Genomic DNA, 25127 nt, shown 5'->3' on the forward strand with positions numbered 1-25127 from the left:
CAAAAGACTGCGAATATTATGCAGTCGAACGCATCCCCGAATCAACCTATAAACCAATAAATATCCTGGCGCAAGCACTAAATATGCTATTGGTATTAACTACTTGTTGCTAGGCCGCCTGTCTTGCCACCGGCTTCATGGCATCATTGAGCGCTTCATAGGTCTTTTTCAAGCGCGCATCGAGCTCGCTCAATTGTTGCTGAATAACCGCATCAATCTCGCTTAACTCTTCGATCCGGTCCTCCAGCGTATCGGTCGCCTTGTGGATACGCTTGACACTCTCCAGCCGCCTGCGCAGCTGCATCTGATGTTCGCGTACCTGGGTTTCCATGGGGGCCATCACCGCCTTTAGCCAGTTCTCGGCATCCCGGTTGGCAACCTCATAGACATACACCACGCGGCTGGCAATGGTTTCAAAGAACTTCTTGGTCAGCTTGTTTTGCGAGGTGGTGAGTATTGCCCCAAAGGTATTGAAATGCTCGTGGAAACTCTTTTCCAGACGGGCAATCTCCTTATGATATTTCAAGGTAGAGAAGGGTGGGGGCGACACGGCACCCAAGCCGTGTTCATCGCTGAACTTCTTATACATGCCGGCCATCATGGCCTGGATTTCCGCTACCTGCTCAGCCGACTTGGTGATGTTGCCGTTGATATCCTTGAAAAACTTCTGCATGGCGCCGGTCAGGCCGGAGGAGAAACTGGACGCATCCATTTCCATCCGTATCTTGGTAATACGGTTCTTCAAGCCATCCATGCCCAGATAGCCGAACAGCACATTGGTTTGCTGTGAGAACACACTGCGCAAGGCCTGGAAGCGCTGCATGCCCCGCTCGAAATGGGCTTTCTCTTCCTGGATCTTGTCCAGCATGTGTTCGATCACATCGCGGTTCTTGCCACGCAACGCAGTCAGCTCGTCCAACTGCTCACGCACACCTTCGCGCCGGGCGTTCAGGATGCCGCGCGTGGCCAGCACCAGGTCTTCCACCTCGGTCTGGGTGTTGTCGCGGACTATTTCCTGCTTGAAGGGGATCAGATCATCCGACAGCGCACGCTCAAGCTTGACGATGCGGGTCTTCTCCAGCAATTCGTCGTCATCGTTGATCTTGGCCACCAAGCCCTTCTGGGCTGATACCGGGAACACCTGGCTGGTCTTGATGCCCAGCAGTTCAGCGCTGGTCTTGACCTGCTTGTCGATCTCGGCGTCGATCTCCCCTTCGCTCTTCAGGCTGTCCCACAGGCCATCTATCTTGTTCAGCACCACCAGGCGGCCGCGTTGCCCACCCTGAGCACGGCCGATATGGTTGCGCCAGACATCAATATCGGTCTTGGTGACGCCGGTATCGGCCGCCAGGATAAACAGGATGGCGTGAGCATTCGGCAGCAGATTGAGCGTCAGTTCCGGTTCGGTACCGATGGCATTGAGACCCGGAGTATCCAGTATCACCAAGCCCTGCTTCAGCAAAGGATGGGGGAAGTTGATGATGGCATGGCGCCAGCAGGGAATCTCGATCTTGCCATCCTGCACCGACAGCTTGTGATCAGGATCAACGTCGTCAAATAGCCCCAGGCGCTTGGCCTCTTCCACCGCCACCCATTTTTTCAGGCCTACTTGCTGAAAGGCAGCCAGCATGGCTTCGCCCGACTCGATGTCGAGTTCAACCGTATGCCATTCCTCGGGATAGCGGCGATATTCGGAGGTGGTGGTATCCCCAGCACGGGTCTCGATGGGCAGCAGCTGTATGCAATTGGGCCGTGCCGCATCGTATTGCAGCTCGGTCGGACACATGGTGGTGCGGCCGGCAGACGAAGGCAAAACCCGCTGCTTGTATTCAGCGAAGAAAATCGCATTGATCAGCTCTGACTTGCCCCTGGAAAACTCCGCCACAAAGGCGATATTGAGCTTGTCCTCACGCAGCTTATCCAGCAAATGCTGGATGCGCATATTGGTCTGGGCATCGTTCAGATCCTGCTCGGACAACCAGCGTTGTAAATCCCCGATGCGCTGGATTAGATTCCCGCGCCAGCCGCTATAGGCTTCAAAATCAGCAACAAGGTTGTCGTGCGACATGTTTCTATCCTCTCGCACAGCAGGAACAGCGTGCTGGCGCATGTATAAAAAGGGCAAATGGGGGAGCGGCGCTTAACCCGGCAAAATCGTCAAACAGGAAAAACGCATTTCATTGTCATTAAATAACGTGTGGCAACGCTATGCAAGCGCGGTCATCGGTCAAGCCCAGCCTTACGGCGGCAGCATATGCTACCCGCCATGAATAGGAGCATTATCCCGAGTCGCCCTGCTGGCACGCCAATAGCCCGCCCCAACCCTGGAATGGCCGGCCACAGCAACGTTCAGCGAGGCTGGCATTGCATGCACCAATAGGTTGAGCGCTGCCCCAGGCGGCCTGATCGAATCGGATTACCACACTGCAGGCAGGGTTGTTCATCCCGCCCATATACAAAATAGCGCTGTTGAAAATAACCAGGCTTACCCTCGCTATCAACAAAATCGCGCAAGGTACTGCCTCCTGCCGCAATGGCCTCGGTCAGGGTGGCCTGTATGGCCGTCACCAATCGCTGGCAATCCGGCCCACTCAACTTGCCAGCAGGCCGGCTTGGGCGTATGCCTGCGCGAAACAGGGCTTCATTGGCGTAGATATTGCCCACCCCCACGACGAGATGGTTATCCATGATGGCCAGCTTGATGGCCGCCTGCTTGCCCAGCAACATCTGCTTCAGATACGCCGCCGTAAAGTCCGCCTCCAGCGGCTCCGGCCCAAGCTGGCACAGCAAAGGATGGGCAAGCAATTCGCCAGGCTGCCACAACAGGGCGCCAAAGCGGCGGGGATCGCGATAACGCAAGGCGTATTGCTGACCTGCGCGCTGGAACAGCAGGTCGACATGATCGTGCTTGGCTGGCGGCATATCCGCAGCGACCACCCGCAAACTGCCCGACATCCCGAGATGCAGGATCAAATGGCCATGGCCGATGTCCAACAACAGGTATTTGGCCCGGCGCCAGATGCGCTGCACACCCAGCCCCGCCACCCGCTCTGCCAGATCAGGCGGCACCGGCCAGCGCAAGCGCGCCTCGCGCACTACCGCGCCTTGCAGCACAGCGCCGTCCATCGCCGCCGCGATACCGCGCCGGGTAGTTTCTACTTCGGGCAATTCAGGCATGGTTGCTGCCGAACGGGTTAAGATGAAAGAACGAACGACTATAGCATGGTCGCAGATGCTGCCTGAGCCGGCAGACAAGGATACTGACATGACCAACCAGCACGCCTACCGTAATCGCCTGATTGCCCTGACCACCGCCCTGCTGGCCAGTTGCGCCAGTGTGGCGCCGCCACCCACCCCACCGGAGTCAGCACCAGCTGAACCCGCTGCGCCCATGGCCGCAGCCGTAACACCGGTGGTAGAGCCCAATTATCCCAAGCAGGAACTGACGCGCGAACTGCTGTTCGGCATGCTGCTAGGCGAAGTGGCTGTCGCCAAGGGTGACAAGCAGTTGGCCAGCGACAGTTGGCTGGAGATCGCCCGACGCAGCCGCGATGTACGCGCCGCCGAGCGAGCCCTGCAGGTGAGCTTTGCCGCCGGACGTATACCCCAGGCCGTACAGGCTGCACGCCTATGGCAGGAGCTGGATCCCAGCTCGCTGACGCCACGCCAGCACCTGCTGCATATCTTCAGCAGTACCGGCATGGTGGCGGAGGCTGGGCAGGAGCTGGGCAGCTGGATGCGCGATCGCCCCAGCGATGCCGCTGGCGTGTTCCTGCGCATGCACACACTATGGCAGCCACAGGCCGATCGCCAGGCCATACTGGCGCTGACTCAGCAACTGGCCGCCGGCTTTCCCGAGCTGCCCGAGGCCGCGCTGGCCATTGCCCTGGCAGCCGTCAATGCCAAGAACAACCTGACCGCCGTGGCGGCGATAGATGAGGCGCTCAAGCGCCGGCCAGGCTGGGAACAGGCCATGCTGTATCGCGCCAACCTGATAGGCCAGCAGTCACCGGAGGCCGCCATTGCCTATCTGCAGCAAGCCGTCAAAGCACAGCCAAAATCGCGCGAGCTACGCGCTGCCCTGGCACGCGAACTGAGCGATGGCAAGCAATTGCCCGCCGCCGCAAAACTGTATGCCGAACTCAGCCACGACTATCCGGCCGAAGTGGAATATCTATTAGGCCAAGCGCTGACCGCCCTGCAATTGCGCCGCTACGCCGAGGCAGAGGCGCCGCTGGACAAGGCACTGACCCTGGGGGTGAACAAGCCCGGGCTGGTCCATTTCTACCTGGGCACCATTGCCGAGGAACAAGGCCGGCTGGAAAAGGCCCGTACCCATTATGTCAGCGCCAGGGACAGCGAACAGGCCGCGCAGGCCAATCTGCGCCTGGCCCGTATAGAGGCCAAACTGGGCAATCGGGAGGCGGCCCTGGCTACCTTGCAACTGCTGCCCGATGCCAGCAAGAACGACCAGATCACCCGAGTGCAGCTGGAAGCGCAGATATGGCGCGAACTGAAAGAGCCAGAACGGGCGAGGTCTGCGCTGGATGCCGGTTTGCTTGCGCACGCGGACAACCCCGATCTGCTCTACGATCGCTCCCTCATATTTGATCTGATGGGTGACGTGGCCGCCGCCGAAAGCGATCTACGCCGCTATCTGATACTCAAGCCGGACAATCCGGCGGGTCTGAACGCCCTGGGCTATACCCTGGCCAACCGTACACAGCGCTACGACGAGGCCGAAGCCTTGCTCAAGAAAGCACTGGAGCAGGACCCGGACAACCCGGTAATCATAGACAGCATGGGCTGGCTGCAGTACCGCCGTGGCAATGTGAAGGAAGCCGTCATCTGGCTGGGCCGCGCCTTTGCCGCCCAGCCCGACCCGGAAATCGCCGCCCATTATGGCGAGGCGCTGTGGCAGGCAGGCAGACGCAACGAGGCCCGCAAGATTTGGGCGGAAGGCAAGAAGCTGGACCCGGCACACCAGGTACTGGCCGAAACAGTGCAACGACTGACCGGTAACTGAGACCATGCTGCGTAACTCCCTGATGGTGGCCCTGGCCGCCCTGCTGCTGGCTGGCTGTGCCACCCAGATGCCGGCCCCCGGCGCACTCAGCCAGCTCCCCGAGCACTACACCGTCAATGGCCGGGTGGCCGTCAATGCTGCCGGCAAGGGCTACAGCGCCCGCTTCAGCTGGGTGCACGATGACCAGCGCGACACGGTAGACGTCAGCAACCCCTTGGGACAGACCATGGCCAGGGTAGAACTGGACCCAAGCGGCGCGCGCTTTTTTGACAGTGACGGCAAACTGCGCAGCGCAGACGATGTGGAAGCCCTGAGCGAGCGAGAACTCGGCTGGCGCCTGCCCGCCAGCGGCCTGCGCTTCTGGCTATTGGGCCTGGCAGCACCCGACCGCCCCGCCTTCTGGACCCAGGACGACAACCATAGACTGCTGGAACAGGACGGTTGGCAGATACGCTTTCCGCTCGATGCAGGCACCCATGCGCCCAGCCGCCTAACCCTGAACCGACCCGACCTGGAAGTCCGCATCGCGCTATATGACTGGCAGTTGTCCAGCACCCAACCATGAACTATCACGCCTTCCCCGCCCCCGCAAAACTCAATCTGTTCCTGCATGTCATAGGTCGCCGCAGCGATGGCTACCACCTGCTGCAAACGGTTTTCCGCCTGATAGACCACGGCGACACCCTGCATATTGCCGTCGACGACAGCGGCGAGATCGTGCATGAGAACCCGCTACCCGGGGTGCCTGCCGAACAAGACCTGATCATCCGTGCGGCCCGCCTGTTACAGCAAGCCAGCGGCAGCCGGTTGGGTTGCCGCTTGCGCCTGGATAAGCGCCTGCCCATGGGGGGAGGGCTAGGCGGTGGCAGCTCGGATGCCGCCACCACGCTGATGGCGCTGAATCACCTATGGGGTACCCGCTTCAGCCGCGAACAATTGCAGACACTAGGCTTGCAACTCGGTGCAGACGTGCCGGTTTTCATCTTTGGCCAAGATGCTTTTGCCGAAGGTGTAGGCGAAGCGCTACAGCCTATCCACCTGCCAAATCAATGGTATGTCGTACTGATCCCACCCGTCTCCGTACCGACGGCAGAGATTTTTTCCGATCCGTGCTTGACAAGGAACAGCGAGCCCATAATAATGGCGGCCTTTCCGAACGAGCAGATGCACAACGATCTGCAAGCAGTAGCCGTGAGGAAGTACCCGATCATCGCTGATCACCTTGCCTGGCTTAGCCAATATGGCAATGCGATGATGACCGGTTCCGGTGCTTGTGTATTCGCTGCATTCGATACACAAGTAGAAGCCGAGCGTGTTATTACAGCCCTGCCTGCCACAATGCAAGGGTTTAGCGCGCAGAGCATGATGCAGCACCCTTTGTTCGATCTGCTGGACTAAACCAGTCGGGCAGATTTAGGGGAGTCGCCAAGTGGTAAGGCATCGGATTTTGATTCCGACATTCGTAGGTTCGATCCCTACCTCCCCTGCCAGTTTTCATCAAGCGTTTGGGCGGCACGCCGATGCGCTCACCTAACGCAAAAAGAAACCAGAAAGCGTGTAATGGCGATTACACGCTTTCTTTTTTTGTCAAGGATCAGGACATGGCCTACGAAAGTTTGATGGTCTTCACCGGCAATGCCAACCCCCAGTTGGCCGACGCCGTAGCCAAGCACCTCGACATTACCGTCGGCCGTGCCACGGTAGGTCGTTTCAGTGACGGCGAAGCCACTGTCGAACTGCTGGAAAATGTCCGTGGTCGCGATGTATTCGTGCTGCAATCCACCTGCGCACCCACCAACGACAACCTGATGGAAGTCCTGTTGATGGTCGATGCGCTGAAGCGCGCTTCGGCTGGCCGTATCACTGCCGCCATGCCCTACTTCGGCTATGCCCGCCAGGATCGCCGCCCCCGTTCGGCCCGCGTGCCCATCTCGGCCAAGGTCGTGGCCAATATGCTGCAGGCTGCCGGCGTGGATCGCCTGCTGACTGTTGACCTGCACGCAGACCAGATTCAGGGCTTCTTCGACATCCCCGTGGACAATATCTATGCCACGCCGGTCCTGCTCGATGACGTCCGCACCAAGAATTATGAAGACCTGATGGTAGTCTCGCCTGACGTGGGTGGCGTGCTGCGTGCCCGTGCCATGGCCAAGCAACTGAACACCGAACTGGCCATCATCGACAAGCGCCGTCCCAAGGCCAACGTGGCCGAGGTGATGCACATCATCGGTGACGTGGAAGGCCGTACCTGTTTGATCATGGACGATATGGTCGATACCGCCAACACCCTGTGCAAGGCCGCCGAAGCACTGAAGCAGCATGGCGCCAAGCGGGTGATGGCCTACTCCACCCACCCCGTACTGTCCGGTCCCGCCATCGAGCGTATCGCCAACAGCGAACTGGATGAGCTGGTAGTCACCGACACCATCCCGCTCAGCGATGCCGCCCGGAAGTCCAGCCGCATCCGCATGATCAGCCTGGCACCGCTGCTGGCGGAGACGCTGCGCCGTATTAACAACGAAGAGTCGGTATCCACCCTGTTCGTTGACTGATTCTCTGCGGCCGCTTCTTCAGAAGCGGCCGTTTACCCAAGCATCACCTGGTCGCGGGTGATGTTTTTTTGTTGCTTAGGAGCAATTCCATGACCATCGAAGTTATCGCCAACAAGCGCGTCGAACAGGGCACCGGAGCGAGCCGCCGCCTGCGTCGTGCAGGCAAGGTTCCCGGCATCATCTACGGCGCCGGCCAAGAGCCTGTTGCTGTTGTGCTGGACCACAACAACCTGTACCACGCCATGCAGCAGGAAACCTTCCACGCCAGCATCCTGAGCCTGAACGTGGACGGCAAGACCGAGTCCGTGCTGCTGCGCGACGCCCAATACCACCCCTGGAAGCAGATCGTCATGCACGTCGATTTCCAGCGCGTGGACCCGAACGCCAAGCTGCACACCAAGGTACCGTTCCACTTCATCAACGCTGATGTGGCTCCTGGCGTGAAGCTGGGCGGCGGCATCGTGTCGCACGTCATGAACGACGCCGATGTGTCCTGCTTGCCAGGCCAACTGCCCGAGTTCATCGAAGTGGACCTGAAGGACCTGCAAGCCGGTCACTCCATCCACCTGTCCGACCTGACCCTGCCGGCCGGTGTTGAATTCGTGGCCCTGAAGCATGGCGACAACGCTACCGTAGCGACCATCCTGTCGGTACGTGGCGCTGCCACCGAGGAAAGCGCTGCCGCCTAATCGGTCGCGTTTGTCCTTAGACGGCCCGCAGCCTATACAGGCCCAGCGGGCCGTTTCACATTCAGACGAAGGTAAATCCGGCCACCCAGCCTGACACCCTCCGTCGTTGAACCTAATACTTGATGGCAAGCCATGAGCACTGCACCGCCCCCCATACGTCTGGTGGTTGGCCTGGGCAATCCCGGGTCGGAATATGTTGATACACGCCATAACGCCGGCTTCTGGTGGGTGGATGCGTTGGCACGCGAGCTAGGCACGGGCTTGCGGGTCGAGAGCAAGTTCATGGGGCTGGCAGGGCGCGCCAAACAGGGCGATGAGGAGGTCTGGCTGCTGCAGCCGACCACCTATATGAATCGTTCCGGCCACGCAGTCGCTGCGCTGGCACGCTTTTATAAAATACTGCCGCAGGAAATCCTGGTGGTGCACGACGAACTGGATCTGTTACCCGGCGAAGCCAAACTGAAGCAAGGTGGCAGCCACGCCGGCCACAACGGCCTCAAAGATATACAAGCCATGCTGGGCAGCGCCGATTTCTGGCGTTTACGCCTGGGCGTAGGCCACCCACGCACCCTGGGCTTGAACCAGCCGGTGGTGGATTTCGTACTTCATCGGCCCCGGCAGGATGAACAGCCGCAGATAGAGGATGCGATCACCCGCTCGCTGGCAGCCTGGAAATGGCTGTCCCGTGGCGAATTCAGCAAAGCCACCATGCTGGTCAACACCAAGCCCAAGATTGCCAAGCCCGAGGCCTAAGGCGGCCAGCAAGGCATGCTTTTCTCCTCACCGCTGGCACCCCAACACGCATTAGAATTACCCTTTCCCCAAAGGAACACGCTATGAGTCTCAAATGCGGCATCGTCGGCCTGCCCAACGTCGGCAAGTCCACCATGTTCAACGCCCTGACCAAGGCCGGCATCGCTGCCGAGAACTACCCCTTCTGCACCATTGAGCCCAATGTTGGTATCGTGGAAGTGCCGGATCCGCGCCTGAAGGCACTGTCCGCCATCGTCAATCCGCAAAAGATCCAGCCTGCCATCGTCGAGTTTGTCGACATCGCCGGTTTGGTGGCGGGCGCCAGCAAGGGTGAAGGCCTGGGCAACCAGTTCCTGGCCAATATCCGCGAGACCGATGCCATCGTAAACGTGGTGCGCTGCTTCGATGATGAGAACGTGGTCCACGTTGCCGGCCGCATTGATCCGCTGGCCGATATCGAAGTCATCGTCACCGAACTGGCGCTGGCCGACATGGCTGGCGTGGAAAAAGCCATACAGCGCGAAGGCAAGAAGGCCAAGTCAGGCGACAAGGAAGCACAAAAGCTGGTGGCCGCCTGCGAAAAGCTGCTGCCCCACCTGAACGAAGGCAAGCCGGCCCGTACGCTGGCACTGACCGATGAAGAAAAGGCCTTGCTCAAGCCACTGTGCCTGCTCACCATCAAGCCGGCCATGTATGTGGGCAACGTGCTGGAAGACGGTTTCGAGAACAACCCCCATCTGGATCGCCTGCGCGCCCATGCTGCAGCCGAAGGCGCGCCGGTTGTCGCGCTGTGCGCCAAGATCGAGATGGAGCTGTCCGACCTAGAGGAGGAAGACAAGCAAGCCTTCCTGGCCGACCTTGGCTTTGAAGAGCCCGGTCTGAACCGCCTGATACGCGCAGGCTACAACCTGCTGGGCCTGCAGACCTACTTCACCGCTGGCGTGAAGGAAGTCCGCGCCTGGACCATCCATGTGGGCGACACCGCCCCCCAGGCTGCCGGCGTCATCCACACCGACTTCGAGCGTGGCTTCATCCGGGCACAGACCATTTCCTTCGACGACTTCATCGCCTACAAGGGCGAACAGGGCGCCAAGGAAGCCGGCAAGATGCGGGCCGAAGGCAAGGACTACGTGGTCAAGGATGGCGATGTGATGAACTTCCTGTTCAACGTCTGATTGGCAGCCTTCAAGGAGGAGCGCCCCATGCTCTGGTGTACTCCTCCGCTCACCAGGCAGGTTGTGAGCCCACCGCGAAGGCCGGCTGGCCGCCCCTTGGCAGACCAGCCGAAAAGCAGCCGCCGCCTGTCGTCACCTGGCGGTGGTATCGACGGCGATGACGGCCCGTGAAATAACCAGCATGAGTACTTTCTCGCCCAGTCATGACTCATGTTTGCGATTCCACTGCCGCGGCCATGCATCCCCGCCAGCGGTCAAAGGCACTCCATGAGCGATCTTGAATCTGCAGCCTGCCCCCTTTGCGCCAGCACCACCGCCAAAGCCCAGTATGAGGGCCGTTTTGCGCCTTATGGCCTGATGTCTTGCCAGGCATGTGGGCTGGGCTACCTGTCGCCCCGCCTGACCGAGGCCGCCATGCTGGCGCATTACGCCAACGATCAATACTTCTCTGGCGATCAGCATGGCTACAACAACTACGCCGCCCAGGCCCCTGCACTCCGGGCGACATTCCGGCGCCTGCTGCAGACACTGGCCAAGCAGGGGCGTACGGGCGGCAGCCTGTTGGAGATAGGCTGCGGCTTTGGCTATCTGCTGCACGAGGCACAGCCCTATTTCACGCGCAGGGTGGGGACGGATTTTTCTGCAGAGGCTGTGCGTACCGCGCAAGCGCATGCCGATGCCGTCTATGCCGGTGGTGTGGCGGCGGTCCCCAGCGGCGAGCTGTTCGACTGCATCATCGCCACCCACGTCATCGAACATACCTATCACCCGCGTGAATTCATCCGGGATTTGCTGCTGCACCTGCGTCCAGGCGGCTCCCTTATCATCGCCGCACCCGATGCCAGCAGTTTCTGGCGCAAGCTGATGGGCTATCGCTGGCCCTCATTCAAGCTACCGGAGCATGTTCTCTATTTTGACCAGCGCACCCTGCACCGGCTGCTGGCGGAATGCGGCCTGACGACACTGCAGACGGTTCCCTATCCGCATGCCTTCCCCTTACCACTGATTGCCGCCAAGCTTGGGCTTACCCTACCTGCCTCGCTTGGCCGGCATGCTTTGTGGCTACCCAAGACAACGATCGCGATAGCAGGAGTCAAGCCCGGTGTCTGAACTTGTGCGGCAAGCCTGTGACCTGTCCGTAGTCATCCCCCTGTATCGAGAGGGCGTGCATCTGGGCGATACGGTGAAGGAGATCAGCCAAGTCCTGGAAGGCCTCGAAACCCGCTATGAGCTCATCCTGGTAGATGACGGTTCGCCCGACGATACCTGGCAGGCCATCCTCACGCAGGCGAAGCACAATCCGGCCATCAAGGGGCTGCGCCTGAGCCGCAATTTCGGCAAGGAGGCTGCGCTTGCCGCCGGCCTTGAGCAGGCCAGCGGCAAGGCGATCGTGGTGATGGATGGCGATCTGCAGCATCCACCCACCTTGATCCCCACCATGCTGCAGTGCTGGCGCGATGGCGCAGAAGTGGTCGAGGCGGTAAAACAGCATCGGGGCAAGGAAAGTCTGCGGAACCGTATCCAGGCCCAGGTTTTCTATCGTACTTTTGCTCTGCTGGCGGGCTACGACCTGCGTGGCGCATCGGACTTCAAGCTGATAGACCGGCGCGTGCTCGAAGCATGGCGCCATATGGGCGAACGCAATCTGTTCTTCAGGGGCATGAGTGCCTGGCTTGGCTTTCGGCGCGTGCAACTGCCATTTGATGTGCCGGAGCGCGCAGGCGGCCAGTCCACTTGGTCGGTGCTGCAACTCACCCGGCTGGCCATGACGGCCGTCACCTCGTTTTCTTCCGCACCCTTGCACCTCATTACCCTGGCAGGCATGGGCTTCATGTTGTTCTCCCTGATACTGGGTATGCAGACCATCTATCTCAAATTGGCAGGCAAGGCTGTCGACGGCTTCACGACCGTGATCCTGCTGCTGCTGATCATAGGTGGTGCTGTCATGCTGGGTCTGGGCATCATTGGCACTTATGTGGCCCGCATCTATGAGGAAGTCAAAGGCCGCCCCCGCTACATCATTGCGGAGCAGGTTAAGCAATGATCTTAGAGCCTGTTCAAAGTCTTTTCGCCGCGTCGTTCGCAACCTTGCCGGATGAAGGGCAAGGCGCAAGCCGCGCAGCGGTACGGGTACCGTCAGCGGCTTGCAACGCCGCCCTTCGCCGGCAAGGCTGCGAACCCGAAGGGCTGATCTGGAAAACGGCCATTCACTGCGTTGTGGCGCTTGGCAATAACTGGTTATTGCCTGCGCACCACGCCTTGTGCCTGGCCATTTTCCAGATCAGCCCAGCGGGCCGGCGCGCGGCGAAAAGACTTTGAACAGGCTCTTAGGGCAGGCCGGTCGCTATCTGGTGGCAGGCGGGTTGGGCACCTTGGCCCACCTGGGCTTGATGACACTGTGTGTGGAAAGCCTGGGCATGCGGCCGGTTGCGGGCGCTGTGGTCGGTTTCGCCGCCGCCGTGGGCGTGTCTTATGCGCTCAACCACTATTGGACATTCCAGTCGAGCCGTTCACCGGTGCAGAGTTTCTGGCGCTTCCTGCTCGTCTCCATCCTGGGCTTGCTGATGAACACCGGCATGATGTTTGGCCTTGTCCACTATCTGGGCTGGTGGTATCTCAAGGCACAGCTAAGCGTCATCCTGATTGTGCCGGCCACCAATTTCCTACTTAACCGATACTGGTCATTCTCCAGCAGGGCCGAATGAACACGCCTATCGCGCCACCACTCGCCACCTCGGGTCGTACTGCACGCTGGCAGCTGCGGGATGGTCATGCCTTGCTGCTATTGCTGATCATCGCCGTGACCCATTTCTACGGCGTACTGTCCGGCGGGTGGCGCGGTGACGACCCGGCCATCCTGTGGCACGCCATGAACTCAAGCGGCCTCAGCGCATTCCACGATCCGACGGACTGGCAGAAACTGTCGCCCAATAACCTGACCCCCTGGATCACCCTGTCCTTCAAGCTGGACCTATGGTTGGCCGGGCCAGACCCGCTGTTTTTTTACCAGCACCAATTGCTCTCGCTCTGCCTGGCGGCCATCGCCGCCTATGCCCTGGGACGATGCTGGCTGCCCCCGGCCTGGTCGCTTGCATTTGCATGCCTGTTCCTTGCGGGAGCGCCCACCACCGCCGTGGTGGAAGCGCTGATGACCCGGCACTACCTGGAAGGTCTGCTGTTTGCCATCCTGGCTGTCATCGCCTTTGTGCTGGCACAGCGCCGCCAGCATATCGGATGGGCGGCGCTGGGCGCACTGGCCTACGCGCTCGCCGCGACGGCCAAAGAGATATTCGTCCCACTCCCCATGGTCTTGCTGGCCATGCCGCCCTTCGGCCGTCTAGCTGAGCGCGCACGCCTGCTTGCCCCTTACTTCTGCGTCGCCCTCGCCTATGTGATCTGGCGGCAGTACATGCTGGGCGGTGTGACGGGTGGCTACGCTGCCGGTCACGCCCTGGACCTGCCGGCCCTGCTGACACAAACCATCCAGACCTTCGCCGGCTTTCCCAGGCTCATACTGGGGCCGTACTGGCCTCTGCCGACGATCATCCTGGCCGCCGCCCTGACCTTCTGCCTATCCAAACGACCAGCAGGCCTGCCGCTTACCCTTATGCTGGGTCTATGCCTACTTGGCCCCCTGGTACCGCTGGTGTTTTTCCCCGGCATACATAGCCCCGACCGCTATCTGTTCCTGGTCTGGTTTGTAGTAAGCCTGGTAGGCAGTCTGTCCCTGCGATTCGCGGCCTTGCATCTACCTAGCGGCAAGCTGATACAGCATAGCGCCGTGGCCTTGGCCTGCCTGGTGACCATCGTCCCGCTGATCAGCCAGGATAGCGCGGTGTCGGCAGTGCGCCAGACCTACTACCAAGAATATGATGTGCAGGGAAAATTCATGCTGGAGGCCAGTGCCGAGCAGGCATGGATACCTTCGCCCACGCTGACTTCCACCTACTGGTTTGTGACTCAACTCTGCGAAATCAAGCGCCGTACCGGGCAAAGCTGCCCGACCGTGCTGTTCAAGGGTGTCCCGGCGGCCATGCCGGTGCGGCAGCTATACCGCTATGACCCGCAACAGAAACGGATGCTGGATATCTCTGCCCGCCTGGAAGCAGAGATTGCGCAAACCATGGCGGTGGACGAAACAAGGCCACTGACTGCCAGGGTATCGATCGAGAACGGCCACGCCGCTTGGCAGTTTGGCCCCTATGAGACGGGGCAGTACTTCATTGCCTCAGCCAGCCTGGGGCGCTACCCGGTATCCAGAATCGGCTCGATCAAGACAGCCCTGACGGCCGTCCCCTTGCACCTGCAGTACGAGTCCCCCGAGGGTTGGACCACACGCTCGCCCTTGCTGTGGGTGAAGCCAGGACAACCCATAAACTGGGCAAGGCGCTAAAACGCGGCAGGGAAATACCTGTGCTGCCTCAGCCGGCGTGCTTCCACATGGCGCTGAAGACCATGTAGCGCTACGATATGCGCCTAGACACCCGCTGGTCGCTCCTCTGCAAGACGAGCGCCCAGGCCCCGACATGCTGCGCAGCGCTGTGGCAACGGCCCTGGAGCCAAGCATTCGGCTTGCCGTGGTGATGGCCAGTCACGGCAGCGTAACGAACATCTGTTAAGTTTCAACAAGGATACTGATATGACCAGAATGGTAAATTGCATCAAGCTGGGCCGCGAAGCCGAAGGGCTGGATTTCGCGCCGCTGCCGGGCGAGATGGGCAAGAAGATATTTGATTCGGTCTCCAAGGAAGCCTGGGCTGCCTGGGTCAAACACCAGACCATGCTGATCAATGAGAACCGCCTCAATCTGGCCGATGCCCGTGCACGCCAGTATCTGTCGCAACAATTGCAAAACTATTTCTTCGGTAGTGGTGCAGACGCCGTACAGGGCTACGTGCCGCCCAAGGAGTGATGCCGGGTAGCAACGTATATCAATGGCCGCCCTGTGCGGCCATTTTGCTGCACGCCCATCAGCCCGCATTCGCCATATCGCCACCGCGCTATACTGCAACGTTACCAGCCCAACCGGGCTCACAGCCAGACACACCATGAACCAGGCACTCTTGGAACACAGCACCGAACTCTTTCTCAATCGCGAACTGGGCTTGCTGGAATTCAACCGGCGCGTGTTGGCTCAGGCGGAGGAGGAAAGCAACCCCCTGCTTGAGCGGTTGAAGTTCCTCTGCATCGTGTCGTCCAATCTCGACGAGTTCTTTGAAGTACGGGTGGCCTGGATCAAGGAAAACATCCGCATGCATACGGCAAGGCCGGCACCGGATGGCCTGTCGCCGGAAGCCGCATTCCATCGCATCGCCATCGATGCCCATGCGCTGGTGGAGCGGCAGTACAAGATACTGCGCGAGGTCGTACTGCCAGAGCTGGCACAGGAAGGTATCGTCTTCCTGCGCCGTACCATGTGGAGCGAGGCGCAGCGCCAATGGGTGCGCGAGTATTTCGACCGCGAACTGGCACCGGTGCTCACCCCTATCGGACTGGACCCAGCCCACCCCTTCCCTCGCCTATTGAACAAGAGCCTCAATTTTGTGGTGGAGCTGGACGGGCGCGATGCTTTTGGTCGCAGCTCAGGTGTGGCCATTGTGCAGGCCCCCCGCATCTTCCCCCGCTTTATCAAGCTGCCACCGGAGGTATCCGGTGTAGAGCACGGCTTTGTCTTTCTCTCCTCGGTACTTCACGCCCATGTGGACGAACTGTTCCCCGGCATGGAAATGCGCGGCTGTTACCAGTTCCGGGTGACCCGTGATTCCGATCTGAATGTGGATGACGAGGACGTCAAGGACTTGCGCGCCGCCCTACAGGGCGAACTGAGCCAGCGCCAGTTTGGTGACGGCGTACGGCTGGAGGTAGCAGACAACTGCCCGCATCATATTTCGGATTTCCTGCTGGAACAGTTCGGCCTGGATAACGAAGACCTGTATCGCGTGGACGGGCCGGTCAATCTGGTGCGTTTCATGCAGGTACCAGATCAGGTAGACCGGCCTGACCTGAAGTTCCAGCCGTTCATGCCCGGCGTCCCCAAGGAACTACGCAAGCAGCCTGATCTTTTTTCCGCCATACGCCACGGCGATGTACTGCTACACCACCCGTTCCAGAGCTTCACGCCGGTGATAGATCTGCTGCAGCAGGCCGCCCGTGATCCACATGTGGTCGCCATCAAGATGACGGTGTACCGCACATCCAAGGATTCCGCGCTGATGGAGGCCCTGATCGAGGCCGCCGAGGCGGGCAAGGAGGTCACTGCGGTGGTGGAACTGATGGCGCGCTTTGACGAGGAGGCCAATATCAACTGGGCGGCCAAGCTCGAGCGCGTGGGTGCCCATGTGGTCTACGGTGTCTATGGCTACAAGACGCACGCCAAAATGCTGCTGATCGTCCGCCGTGAGGAAGGCCGCCTGCGCCGCTATGCCCACCTGGGTACCGGCAACTATCACCAGCGTACAGCCAAGCTGTACACCGACTTCGGTCTGATGACGGCCAATGAGGAGAAGTGCGCCGACGTCAACGACGTGTTCATTCAGCTGACTGGCATGGGCAACCCCGGCAAGCTCAAGCACTTGTGGCAGTCGCCGTTTACCATGCATTCGTCGATGATTGATGCGATCAATCGTGAGGCCAACATTGCTCGCGCCGGCCGCCGTGCCGTAATCATCGCCAAGATGAACTCATTGCTGGAACCGGCACTGATACAGACGCTTTACGATGCCAGCCAAGCTGGCGTTTCCATCCACCTGATCGTGCGGGGGGTTTGTACCCTGCGGCCAGGTGTGAAGGGGCTGAGTGAGAACATCAAGGTACGCTCGATTGTCGGCCGTTTTCTCGAGCATACACGCGTGTTCTTCTTCCATAACGATGGGGCAGAGGATCTTTATCTCGGCAGCGCCGATTGGATGGGGCGTAATTTCTTCCGCCGCATTGAAGTGGCCTTTCCCATCTTCGATCTCAAGACCAAGCGTCGCATCATCCGCGAAGGCTTGCGCCCGTATCTGGTGGATAACAGCCAGGCCTGGGAAATGCAGCCGGACGGGCGCTACCGCAAGAGAACCTCCCGCGGCGACCATAGACGCAATGCACAAGCCATGCTGCTGGCCGAACTGGCCGCCAAGGACCGGGACTGAATATTGGGGGTGCTACGGCGCCCCTTTCTATTGGATGTACTGGATGAAAACCAACCTGATACTTTGGCGTCATGCCGAGGCTGAAGCCGGCGATGACGATATGCGCCGGGCACTCACGGAAAAAGGCCACAAGCAGGCCCGCAAGATGGCCGAATGGCTGGACGCCCAGCTACCTGCACGCCCCCTGATCATCGCCAGCCTGGCCTTGCGTGCTCGCCAGACTGCAGCAGCACTACACCCCAACCACCAGATAGACAGCCGCCTCAACCCCGACAGCAGCGCTGAAGCCTACCTGCAAGCGGCTGGCTGGCCAGAGGCAGGCGGCACCACCGTACTGGTGGGCCACCAGCCCACGCTGGGCCGGGTTGCCGCTCGTTTGCTGAGCGGCATAGAGGCCGACTGGCATGCCCGCAAAGGGGCCATCTGGTGGCTGCAGTACCGTCTACGCGATGGTCAGCCACAAACCCTGCTCAAGACCATGCTGACACCCGAGCAGCTGTAGTCGCACGCAACCGGCGCTCAGAAGACCTGGCAACGGGCTGCCGTCCCCAGATACTGCCATTGCTGATTGCTGGTGGCCGTTGCAGGCAAGGGGCTGCTGTAGCGGCCGGCCTGCAGTGCGCGGTAATAGCGCCCGGATTGCTGGAATACCTCACCGTAACGGGCACCGCCGCCGCTGACCCAGCTGCTGCAACGCGGGTAATTCAGTTGTACCACCGTATCGACCAGGCCATTGCCGGGGAAATCCGCCCATAGCAGGCCCACATAGCGAGGCCGCACGCGATGGAGGTATTGCAAGGTCAGGTCGTTGGTGCCTTCAAACGCAATGCTGCATATGCCCCAGAAGCACCCCACCCGTGGGAAATCCGGATAGCTGTGACGCCAGCCCGGCGTGGTCAAGCCAGTCAGCAACCTGGGCGCCCCCGTCTGCGGGCTGGAGTGGCCGCTGGCCACAAAGTAGGGAAAGACACCGGTAGAAGCAGAAAGCCCGTTGGCGTGGAAGGCCTGGCCATGTTCAGCATTGGCTTTGACAAGGTGGTTGCGCACCTTTTCCCACTTGCTATAGAGCTCCCAGTTGTTGTTGAGCAGCCAATGGCCCTGCGAGCGAAATCCAGCACCATCCAATCCATAGCGTCGCTGCGCGGTAAAATTCTGCACGATCACCAACTTGCCACGGGTCTCCGCCAGGGTAGGATTCTGGCTGCTGGGCTCCCAGATCAGATTGCCATAGCGCGCCTTGTAGTCTGCAAAGGTAGCCTCGAAGCTACGGCTATTACCCTCGGGCGTGTGCTCCTCCTGCACGGCGACCATCAGCGTCTCGCTGGGGTTACGGCGCAGAAAATCGGCCATGGTATTGAGTACGTCACCAAACATGGTCTTTTGAAACACGATGCCATGGTGGATAGCGAAGACGTTATTGATATGTCGACAACGCACATCGAAAGCACGCACGCCGGCACGCAACTGGTTGGCCAGACTCAGGCTCTGCGTCTGGACGATGTCGCCGCCATGAAATGACAGGCTGTCATGGGTGCCCACCAGCGAGAGATTGCGTAGCGGCGTATTGCCATCCAGCACCCCCATCCAGTTGCTATGGTCTATGTCGGCACGGTCGTCATGCAGATAAGCGCCGGATGAGTGCGCTGCAGCGGGCAAAGCCAATGCGATAAGCAAGGTGGTGGCAAGCAGGCGAGCCATGGTGATTTCCTGTGTGGGCGAGAAGAGAAACTAAATCTAGACCCAATAAAAAACATTGTTACCAGGAAATTCAGCGGAACCACTTAACCTTTGATTAAGCAAAACTGAAGGCGCTTCTTATCTACGGCAGACCCAGGGCCTGTCAGCCGCCGATAGCCCCAGCTAGACCGCGCTGCCAGCTCACCCCTTGCAAGGCAGTGGGTGTCTGGCAGCGACCGGCACAGCGAGGAGAACTCAGCGTCGCCGTGCCATTCAGCTGAGCAAGGAAAGCACCTGAGCCATCCGTACCCAGATACCGCAAGCGCGCCCAAAGGCGGTTGCTGGTGGCGCTTAGTGTGCAGCCTCCCAGTTCAGGCCCACACCCACCTCGGCAAGCAGCGGTACTTTCAGGTCTGCCACACCAGCCATCAGCGCCGGCAGCTTAACCCTAACCTGCTCCAGTTCACTATCCGGCACTTCCAGCACCAGTTCATCATGGACTTGCATGATGAGCTTGCTGGCCATGCCCGCGCGTTCCAGCCAATCCTGTACCGCTATCATGGCCAGCTTGATCAAGTCGGCGGCCGTACCTTGCATAGGCGCATTGATCGCCGCACGCTCAGCGCCCTGTCGCCGGCCCTGGTTGCTGGAGCGTATCTCGGGCAACCACAGGCGCCGGCCAAACCAGGTCTCCACATAGCCTTGCTCGCGCGCTGTCTCACGGGTGGTCTGCATATAATTGGCCACCCCCGGATACCGCGCAAAGTACCGATCAATATAGTTTTGCGCCGCGCTACGCTCGATATCGAGCTGGGCAGCCAGGCCAAACGCACTCATGCCATAGATCAGACCAAAGTTGATCGCCTTGGCATAGCGACGCTGATCGCTGCTGACTTCATCCGGGGGCGTGCCAAACACCTCGGCGGCCGTTGCACGATGGATATCTATCCCCGCTTCAAAGGCCTTGAGCATGCCCTCATCGCCGCTGAGATGCGCCATGATGCGCAACTCGATCTGCGAGTAGTCGGCACTGACAATGACATGGCCTGGCGGGGCGATAAAGGCCTCGCGTATGCGGCGACCTTCCTGCGTACGCACCGGGATGTTCTGCAGATTGGGATCGTTGCTGGCCAGCCGACCGGTAACCGCCGTTGCCTGGCCGTAGTTGGTATGCACCCGGCCCGTGCGCGGATTGACCATCAGCGGCAGTTTGTCGGTATAGGTGGACTTGAGCTTGGCCAGGCTGCGATGGGCGATCAGCTTGGCCGGCAAGGGGTAGTCGCGCGCCAACTCGGTCAGTACATCCTCATCGGTCGATGGCGCGCCTTTCGGCGTTTTCTTGATGACCGGCAGCTTGAGCTTATCGAACAGTATCTCGCCTATCTGTTTGGGCGAACCTAGGTTGAAGGGCTGCCCAGCCAGTTCATAGGCCTCCTGCTCCAGCTTGAGCATGGTCTGGCCCAGTTCATGGCTTTGGCGATTAAGCTGCTGGCTGTCGAGCAGCACGCCGTGGCGCTCCATCTTGAACAGCACTTCCCGGCTAGGTAATTCAATCTGCCTGTAGACATAATCAAGCCGCGTCTCCTGGGCCAGCCGTGGCGCAAAGGCATGGTGCAGCCGCAGCGTGATATCCGCATCCTCGGCGGCGTAGCGTGTGGCGACATCCACGGCCACTTCACCGAAACCGATCTGCTTGGCCCCTTTGCCAGCGACCTCCTCATAGCTGATGGCTCTGAGCCCCAGGTGCTTGGCAGCCAGTTCATCCATGCCATGACGTTCGGTGCTATCGAGCACATAGCTCTGCAGCAGCGTGTCTTCCCTTACCCCTGCCAAGCGTACGCCATGGTTGGCAAACACATGCTGGTCATACTTGAGGTTCTGCCCCAGCTTGTGCCTAGCCGCATCTTCCAACCAAGGCTTGAGGCGCGCCAGGGTGGGCTCCAGCGGCAGTTGATCGGGGGCATCGGCATAGCGGTGGGCAAGCGGTAGATAAGCGGCCTCGCCCTCCGCCACGGCAAAGCTGATACCCACGATATGGGCCTGCAAGGGCTCCAGGCTGTCTGTTTCGGTGTCCAGCGCCACCAGGCCTGCCCCCGCCAGCTTGATCAGCCAGGCATCGAGCTGGGGCTCAGTCAGAATGGTTTCATAGTCGCGTGGCAGCTCCGTGAGTTCACCCACATCATTCGGGGCAAAGCTGCGCAAGCTGCTGCTATTGCCCTCGGCAGCAATCTTGTCGCCTACGGCAGCATCACCCTTCATCTCCGCCAACCAGCTTTTGAAGCCATAGGTCTCAAACAGATCAAGTAGCGTGGGCTTGTCGGCATCGCGCGGGCTGAGGCTGGCCATACCCTGGGGCATCTCCTGGCTCAGATCGACATCACATTTGATCGTGACAAGCTGCCGGCCCATGGGCAACCATGCCAAGGTATCCCGCAGGTTCTGCCCCACCACCCCGCCTATCTTGTCCGAGTTGGCCATGACGGCATCCAGGCTGCCATATTCGGATAGCCATTTGACAGCCGTCTTGGGGCCACATTTAGGCACGCCGGGAACGTTGTCCACGGTATCGCCGATCAAGGCCAGATAGTCCACGATGCGATCTGGCGCCACACCGAACTTAGCCACGACACCGGCCTCATCCAGGGTTTCCTCGCTCATGGTATTGACCAGGCGCACATTGGCACTGACCAACTGCGCCATGTCCTTGTCACCCGTAGAAACCACCACAGCCATGCCAGCTGCGTCAGCCTGGCGACAGAGTGTGCCGATTACGTCATCCGCCTCCACCCCATCGACCATCAGTATGGGCAAACCCATGGCAGCAATGGCAGCATGTATGGGTTCTATCTGCGCCCGCAGGTCATCGGGCATGGAGGGACGCTGTGCTTTGTACTCGGGATAGAGGTCGTCGCGGAAGGTCTTGCCCTTGGCGTCGAAGACGCAGCCGATATAATCGGCCGGAACCTCCTTGACCAGTTTCTTCAGCATGGCAATGATGCCGCGTAAGGCGCCCGTTGGCGCGCCCGTTGGCCCACGCAGATCTGGCATGGCGTGAAACGCTCTATACAGATAGGAAGAACCGTCGATCAGCAGGAGCGTCTTATTGGAATCTGTTGCCATTTGGGCCCTATCCACCACGAGCGTCTAGCGCTCTGTCAAATAAAGAGAAAAAGAGAAAACCATGAGTGCCCACAGCAAGCTGCCGAGTGACAACGACCCGGCCACCATCGCGGCCAGCCAAGCCTACCGTTCAAAGGAGGCCTGGCGTGTTTTCGAGATTATGTCCGAATTCGTGGAAGCTACCGAGCGACTGCAAGCGATACAACCCGCCGTCAGTCTGTTCGGTTCGGCCAGGACGCCGCGCGACCACCCCTATTACAAGCAAACCGAGGAAATTGCCCGACTCTTGAGCGACGCGGGATTCAGCGTGATTTCGGGCGGCGGACCGGGCATCATGGAGGCTGCCAACAAGGGCGCCTTCCACGGCAAGTCACCCTCGGTGGGGCTGAATATCCAGCTGCCCCACGAGCAGCATGGCAATCCCTACCAGGATGTCAGCCAGACCTTCCGTCACTTTTTTGCCCGCAAGGTCATGTTCGTCAAAAACGCTACGGCCTATGTAGTGATGCCCGGAGGCTTCGGCACGCTGGATGAACTGACTGAGGCACTGACGCTGATACAGACCGGCAAGAGCCGCAAGATACCCATTATCCTGGTAGGTAGCAGTTTCTGGAGTGGTCTGCTGGAATGGATGAAGACAACGCTGGCCGGCGAGCGGATGATCAATCCGGACGATATGAATCTGATGCAGGTCATCGATGAACCCCAGGCGGTCGTCGACGCCATATTTGCCTTCTACGAAACCCGGGGCTTTGCCCCCAGCCCTGCTGAGCGTGAAATGCAACTCAGCCTATGATGGCCAAGACCAGGAGAAACCCGATCATGCGTACCCTGCTGTCGCTCATCGCCGTGATGATTGCGCAGCCCTTGCTGGCTGCCGACCCCAAACCTGCCGACCTACCGCCACCACCACCGCTTCCCGCCGCCACGGTGGATGAAGCCACGGTGCAGCCGGAAGTCACCATCATCCAGAAGGAAGACGCCACCTACAGCGAATACCGCCTGCGGGGCAAGCTCTACATGATCAGGGTGCAACCCAAGGTCGGACCAGAGTATTACCTGCATGATGACGATGGCACGGGTCAAATGGTAAGACGTGACGGCCAAGGCGTATTGCGCCCGCCCATGTGGGTCATCAAGCGCTTCTGAGCCCAGGGGGAGTGCGGCAACTGGGCTGCACTCCCGTTTCACCACTCCACCGATGCAGCCATGTTGGCTGAATCGGGTTTAATGCGACCTTGCCCATGTCCGTCTTTACTACTGTCACCCCTAATGAACTCGGCGCCTGGCTGAAGAATTATGCGCTGGGCGAGCTGGTCGAACTCAAGGGCATCGCCGCAGGTATTACCAATACCAACTATGCTGTCACCACCACGCAGGGCAAGTACGTCCTGACGTTGTTCGAGACCCTGCAAGCACACGAGCTGCCCTTCTATGTCAACCTGATTGCCCACCTGGCCCATCACGGCATAGCCTGCGCAGCCCCCATTGCCAATCAGCGCGACGAATACATCGACACGCTGGCCGGACGCCCGACCGTGATAGTAGGCTGGCTCCAAGGAGAGCCGGTCACCACCCCCACGACCGCACAGTGCCGTGCTTTGGGCGCCATGCTGGCGCAAATGCACAGGGCGGGAGAAACCTATCCTGGCCGCATGGCCAACCCCCGTGGGCCGGCATGGTGGACAGCCACAGCTGCAGATCTATACGGTTACCTGGATGAGGCCGATGCCACCCAGCTACACAACGAACTGGCGCTACAAGCACGCTACCGCTTTAGCCACCTGCCCAGCGGGGTCGTACATTGCGACCTGTTCCGCGACAACGTCCTCATGCATGGCGAACAAATAGGCGGCTTCATCGACTTCTACTATGCCTGCAACGATATCCTGATCTACGATCTGGCCATCACACTGAACGACTGGTGCGCGCAGGAAGGGGGCGAAATCGACGCGATGAGAGCCGAAGCACTGTGCGCAGGATACCAATCCGTACGCCCCTTCAGCCAAAGCGAACGCGATGCCTGGCCTGTGATGCTAAGGGCAGCTGCACTGCGCTTCTGGGTTTCCCGCTTGTGGGATTGGCATAAGCCACAAGCTGGCGAACTGACTTTCCGTAAAGACCCCAACGTATTCCAGCGTATCTTGCGCCACCATGCCACTCAGGGGGATACACCTCGCTGGCTATAGCGTTGTCACTACCTGGCTGTATATTTCAACGGCCTGCTTAATCTCACAACCAACTTCAAGGCTATAACTTGGGCGCGCCTAACCTTGCTATCAACCTGCCCCCCCCAAAGCAACGCCTTGAGTTCCCTCCATGCCTACGGCATTCCTGCGGCAGGTTGCTTCCAACGTTATGCGTCGTAGAGTCACCGTCCTCCTGTACCCAGGGAGCATCTTCCTGGAAATCGCCCCTTTGCTCGAAGTGCTCGCACCTGAGTGCGATATCTCGTTTTTTACGCCAGATGGCACCATTCACGATGCGTCCAATGGCACGCGCGTTGTCGTGAATGGTTCCTTTGCACAAGCCATGGACACTCCAGCCGACTGCGTGGTTGTTCCGGGCGGCAACCCTGACTCCATCATCGAACTAGGCAGTGCCAACCCCTGCATTGCTGCGGCATACGGTCGTGGTGCGGTACTCGCTGGCATTTGTGCGGGTGTCTTGGTCATCGCACGATCCGGCCTTCTGCACGGAAAGAGAGCCACGCACAATTACACAGCCGAACACACTACTGCCGAGGTTCTGGCGTGCACAGACTCTATCTTAGAAGGAATCGTTTTCGAACGCGCCGACATCGTTGTAGATCAACCGTTCATCACGGCACAACACTGGGCAAGAGAGAAGTTCGCCGTCACCGTAGCTGTTTCGCTTGGCGTATTCTCACCAGAACAAGCTGAGCAGTTTGTCCAGAGACAGCGCTACTCTTATGACGACGCATAACGCCTCCATCGCCACCGCGGGGTCTTGTATTTTGCATGTCCCAAGCGGCTTTGTAG

The 25127-nt window shown here is 59.8% G+C and carries 22 protein-coding genes and 1 tRNA gene; 19 read left to right on the forward strand and 4 right to left on the reverse strand.

Going from position 1 to position 25127, the window contains the following annotated elements; translation table 11 throughout:
• Positions 1–109: 109 nt before the first annotated feature.
• A complete protein-coding gene (locus tag V7714_RS20065; RefSeq protein WP_335711323.1) occupies positions 110–2068 on the reverse strand; it encodes a dynamin family protein in 1959 nt (652 codons plus the stop codon).
• A gap of 281 nt (positions 2069–2349) precedes the next feature.
• Positions 2350–3177, reverse strand: coding sequence for a bifunctional DNA-formamidopyrimidine glycosylase/DNA-(apurinic or apyrimidinic site) lyase (gene mutM, locus V7714_RS20070; RefSeq protein WP_335711324.1), 828 nt, complete (start codon positions 3175–3177; stop codon positions 2350–2352).
• An 88-nt stretch (positions 3178–3265) separates the two neighbouring features.
• Between mutM and V7714_RS20075 the strand changes: the two genes are divergently transcribed.
• From V7714_RS20075 to V7714_RS20145, 15 genes are all read left to right on the forward strand, one after another.
• Entirely contained in the window at positions 3266–5026 is a 1761-nt protein-coding gene (locus V7714_RS20075; RefSeq protein ID WP_335711325.1) for a tetratricopeptide repeat protein, read from the forward strand.
• Between the two features lie 4 nt (positions 5027–5030).
• Positions 5031–5591: a lipoprotein insertase outer membrane protein LolB gene (gene lolB, locus V7714_RS20080; protein WP_335711326.1), complete on the forward strand. Its 561-nt coding sequence runs from the start codon at positions 5031–5033 to the stop codon at positions 5589–5591.
• On the forward strand, positions 5588–6424 hold the full coding sequence (ispE, locus tag V7714_RS20085; RefSeq protein ID WP_335711327.1) for a 4-(cytidine 5'-diphospho)-2-C-methyl-D-erythritol kinase: 837 nt from the start codon (positions 5588–5590) through the stop codon (positions 6422–6424). Before lolB ends, ispE begins: the two co-directional genes overlap by 4 nt.
• Before the next feature lie 17 nt (positions 6425–6441).
• Positions 6442–6516 (forward strand) — tRNA-Gln (locus V7714_RS20090).
• Positions 6517–6627: 111 nt separating this feature from the next.
• Positions 6628–7578 (forward strand): ribose-phosphate pyrophosphokinase, encoded by a 951-nt coding sequence (locus V7714_RS20095; RefSeq protein ID WP_284197120.1) that lies wholly within the window; start codon positions 6628–6630, stop codon positions 7576–7578.
• Positions 7579–7667: 89 nt separating this feature from the next.
• Complete coding sequence (locus tag V7714_RS20100; protein ID WP_308447039.1) at positions 7668–8267, forward strand: 50S ribosomal protein L25/general stress protein Ctc; 600 nt, start codon at positions 7668–7670, stop codon at positions 8265–8267.
• A gap of 132 nt (positions 8268–8399) precedes the next feature.
• A complete protein-coding gene (gene pth, locus V7714_RS20105; RefSeq protein WP_335711328.1) occupies positions 8400–9020 on the forward strand; it encodes an aminoacyl-tRNA hydrolase in 621 nt (206 codons plus the stop codon).
• Between the two features lie 83 nt (positions 9021–9103).
• Positions 9104–10195, forward strand: coding sequence for a redox-regulated ATPase YchF (gene ychF / locus V7714_RS20110; protein WP_335711329.1), 1092 nt, complete (start codon positions 9104–9106; stop codon positions 10193–10195).
• A 267-nt stretch (positions 10196–10462) separates the two neighbouring features.
• Positions 10463–11305 (forward strand): class I SAM-dependent methyltransferase, encoded by an 843-nt coding sequence (locus tag V7714_RS20115; RefSeq protein ID WP_335711330.1) that lies wholly within the window; start codon positions 10463–10465, stop codon positions 11303–11305.
• Entirely contained in the window at positions 11298–12239 is a 942-nt protein-coding gene (locus V7714_RS20120; protein WP_335711331.1) for a glycosyltransferase family 2 protein, read from the forward strand. The genes V7714_RS20115 and V7714_RS20120 overlap by 8 nt, the downstream gene beginning before the upstream one ends.
• Positions 12240–12510: 271 nt before the next feature.
• Entirely contained in the window at positions 12511–12900 is a 390-nt protein-coding gene (locus V7714_RS20125; RefSeq protein ID WP_335711332.1) for a GtrA family protein, read from the forward strand.
• Complete coding sequence (locus V7714_RS20130; protein WP_335711333.1) at positions 12897–14588, forward strand: hypothetical protein; 1692 nt, start codon at positions 12897–12899, stop codon at positions 14586–14588. Before V7714_RS20125 ends, V7714_RS20130 begins: the two co-directional genes overlap by 4 nt.
• A 246-nt stretch (positions 14589–14834) precedes the next feature.
• Complete coding sequence (locus V7714_RS20135) at positions 14835–15107, forward strand: oxidative damage protection protein (RefSeq protein ID WP_284197113.1); 273 nt, start codon at positions 14835–14837, stop codon at positions 15105–15107.
• A 136-nt stretch (positions 15108–15243) separates the two neighbouring features.
• Entirely contained in the window at positions 15244–17328 is a 2085-nt protein-coding gene (gene ppk1 / locus V7714_RS20140; RefSeq protein ID WP_335711334.1) for a polyphosphate kinase 1, read from the forward strand.
• Between the two features lie 43 nt (positions 17329–17371).
• Positions 17372–17830, forward strand: a complete 459-nt coding sequence (locus V7714_RS20145; RefSeq protein WP_335711335.1) for a SixA phosphatase family protein — start codon at positions 17372–17374, stop codon at positions 17828–17830.
• Between the two features lie 17 nt (positions 17831–17847).
• On the opposite strand, the gene V7714_RS20150 is transcribed toward V7714_RS20145, so the two are convergent.
• Entirely contained in the window at positions 17848–19026 is a 1179-nt protein-coding gene (locus V7714_RS20150; protein WP_335711336.1) for a phosphatidylinositol-specific phospholipase C, read from the reverse strand.
• A 330-nt stretch (positions 19027–19356) separates the two neighbouring features.
• A complete protein-coding gene (gene polA, locus V7714_RS20155) occupies positions 19357–22125 on the reverse strand; it encodes a DNA polymerase I (RefSeq protein ID WP_335711337.1) in 2769 nt (922 codons plus the stop codon).
• 61 nt (positions 22126–22186) lie between these two features.
• Between polA and V7714_RS20160 the strand changes: the two genes are divergently transcribed.
• The 4 genes from V7714_RS20160 to V7714_RS20175 all read left to right on the forward strand — a co-directional run bounded on the left by V7714_RS20160 (position 22187) and on the right by V7714_RS20175 (position 25071).
• The gene (locus tag V7714_RS20160; protein WP_284197108.1) at positions 22187–22921 is read left to right on the forward strand and encodes a TIGR00730 family Rossman fold protein; all 735 of its coding nucleotides are present in this window, start codon (positions 22187–22189) and stop codon (positions 22919–22921) included.
• A 26-nt stretch (positions 22922–22947) separates the two neighbouring features.
• Positions 22948–23274 carry a DUF2782 domain-containing protein gene (locus tag V7714_RS20165; RefSeq protein ID WP_335711338.1) on the forward strand — a complete coding sequence of 109 codons (327 nt, stop codon included), beginning with the start codon at positions 22948–22950 and terminating at the stop codon, positions 23272–23274.
• 95 nt (positions 23275–23369) lie between these two features.
• The gene (locus V7714_RS20170; protein WP_335711339.1) at positions 23370–24314 is read left to right on the forward strand and encodes a homoserine kinase; all 945 of its coding nucleotides are present in this window, start codon (positions 23370–23372) and stop codon (positions 24312–24314) included.
• A 130-nt stretch (positions 24315–24444) separates the two neighbouring features.
• Positions 24445–25071: a DJ-1/PfpI family protein gene (locus V7714_RS20175; RefSeq protein WP_335711340.1), complete on the forward strand. Its 627-nt coding sequence runs from the start codon at positions 24445–24447 to the stop codon at positions 25069–25071.
• Positions 25072–25127: the final 56 nt, after the last annotated feature.

This window comes from Chitinimonas sp. JJ19, assembly GCF_036961565.1.
Taxonomy (GTDB): Bacteria; Pseudomonadota; Gammaproteobacteria; order Burkholderiales; family Chitinimonadaceae; genus Chitinimonas.

What these genes read in the sequence shown, in the direction of transcription:
- V7714_RS20065 (WP_335711323.1), bottom strand. Translation starts at nt 2,068, where the DNA reads ATGTCGCACGACAACCTTGTTGCTGATTTTGAAGCCTATAGCGGCTGG.
- mutM (WP_335711324.1), bottom strand. Translation starts at nt 3,177, where the DNA reads ATGCCTGAATTGCCCGAAGTAGAAACTACCCGGCGCGGTATCGCGGCG.
- V7714_RS20075 (WP_335711325.1), top strand. Translation starts at nt 3,266, where the DNA reads ATGACCAACCAGCACGCCTACCGTAATCGCCTGATTGCCCTGACCACC.
- lolB (WP_335711326.1), top strand. Translation starts at nt 5,031, where the DNA reads ATGCTGCGTAACTCCCTGATGGTGGCCCTGGCCGCCCTGCTGCTGGCT.
- ispE (WP_335711327.1), top strand. Translation starts at nt 5,588, where the DNA reads ATGAACTATCACGCCTTCCCCGCCCCCGCAAAACTCAATCTGTTCCTG.
- V7714_RS20095 (WP_284197120.1), top strand. Translation starts at nt 6,628, where the DNA reads ATGGCCTACGAAAGTTTGATGGTCTTCACCGGCAATGCCAACCCCCAG.
- V7714_RS20100 (WP_308447039.1), top strand. Translation starts at nt 7,668, where the DNA reads ATGACCATCGAAGTTATCGCCAACAAGCGCGTCGAACAGGGCACCGGA.
- pth (WP_335711328.1), top strand. Translation starts at nt 8,400, where the DNA reads ATGAGCACTGCACCGCCCCCCATACGTCTGGTGGTTGGCCTGGGCAAT.
- ychF (WP_335711329.1), top strand. Translation starts at nt 9,104, where the DNA reads ATGAGTCTCAAATGCGGCATCGTCGGCCTGCCCAACGTCGGCAAGTCC.
- V7714_RS20115 (WP_335711330.1), top strand. Translation starts at nt 10,463, where the DNA reads ATGAGCGATCTTGAATCTGCAGCCTGCCCCCTTTGCGCCAGCACCACC.
- V7714_RS20130 (WP_335711333.1), top strand. Translation starts at nt 12,897, where the DNA reads ATGAACACGCCTATCGCGCCACCACTCGCCACCTCGGGTCGTACTGCA.
- V7714_RS20135 (WP_284197113.1), top strand. Translation starts at nt 14,835, where the DNA reads ATGACCAGAATGGTAAATTGCATCAAGCTGGGCCGCGAAGCCGAAGGG.
- ppk1 (WP_335711334.1), top strand. Translation starts at nt 15,244, where the DNA reads ATGAACCAGGCACTCTTGGAACACAGCACCGAACTCTTTCTCAATCGC.
- V7714_RS20145 (WP_335711335.1), top strand. Translation starts at nt 17,372, where the DNA reads ATGAAAACCAACCTGATACTTTGGCGTCATGCCGAGGCTGAAGCCGGC.
- V7714_RS20150 (WP_335711336.1), bottom strand. Translation starts at nt 19,026, where the DNA reads ATGGCTCGCCTGCTTGCCACCACCTTGCTTATCGCATTGGCTTTGCCC.
- polA (WP_335711337.1), bottom strand. Translation starts at nt 22,125, where the DNA reads ATGGCAACAGATTCCAATAAGACGCTCCTGCTGATCGACGGTTCTTCC.
- V7714_RS20160 (WP_284197108.1), top strand. Translation starts at nt 22,187, where the DNA reads ATGAGTGCCCACAGCAAGCTGCCGAGTGACAACGACCCGGCCACCATC.
- V7714_RS20165 (WP_335711338.1), top strand. Translation starts at nt 22,948, where the DNA reads ATGCGTACCCTGCTGTCGCTCATCGCCGTGATGATTGCGCAGCCCTTG.
- V7714_RS20170 (WP_335711339.1), top strand. Translation starts at nt 23,370, where the DNA reads ATGTCCGTCTTTACTACTGTCACCCCTAATGAACTCGGCGCCTGGCTG.
- V7714_RS20175 (WP_335711340.1), top strand. Translation starts at nt 24,445, where the DNA reads ATGCCTACGGCATTCCTGCGGCAGGTTGCTTCCAACGTTATGCGTCGT.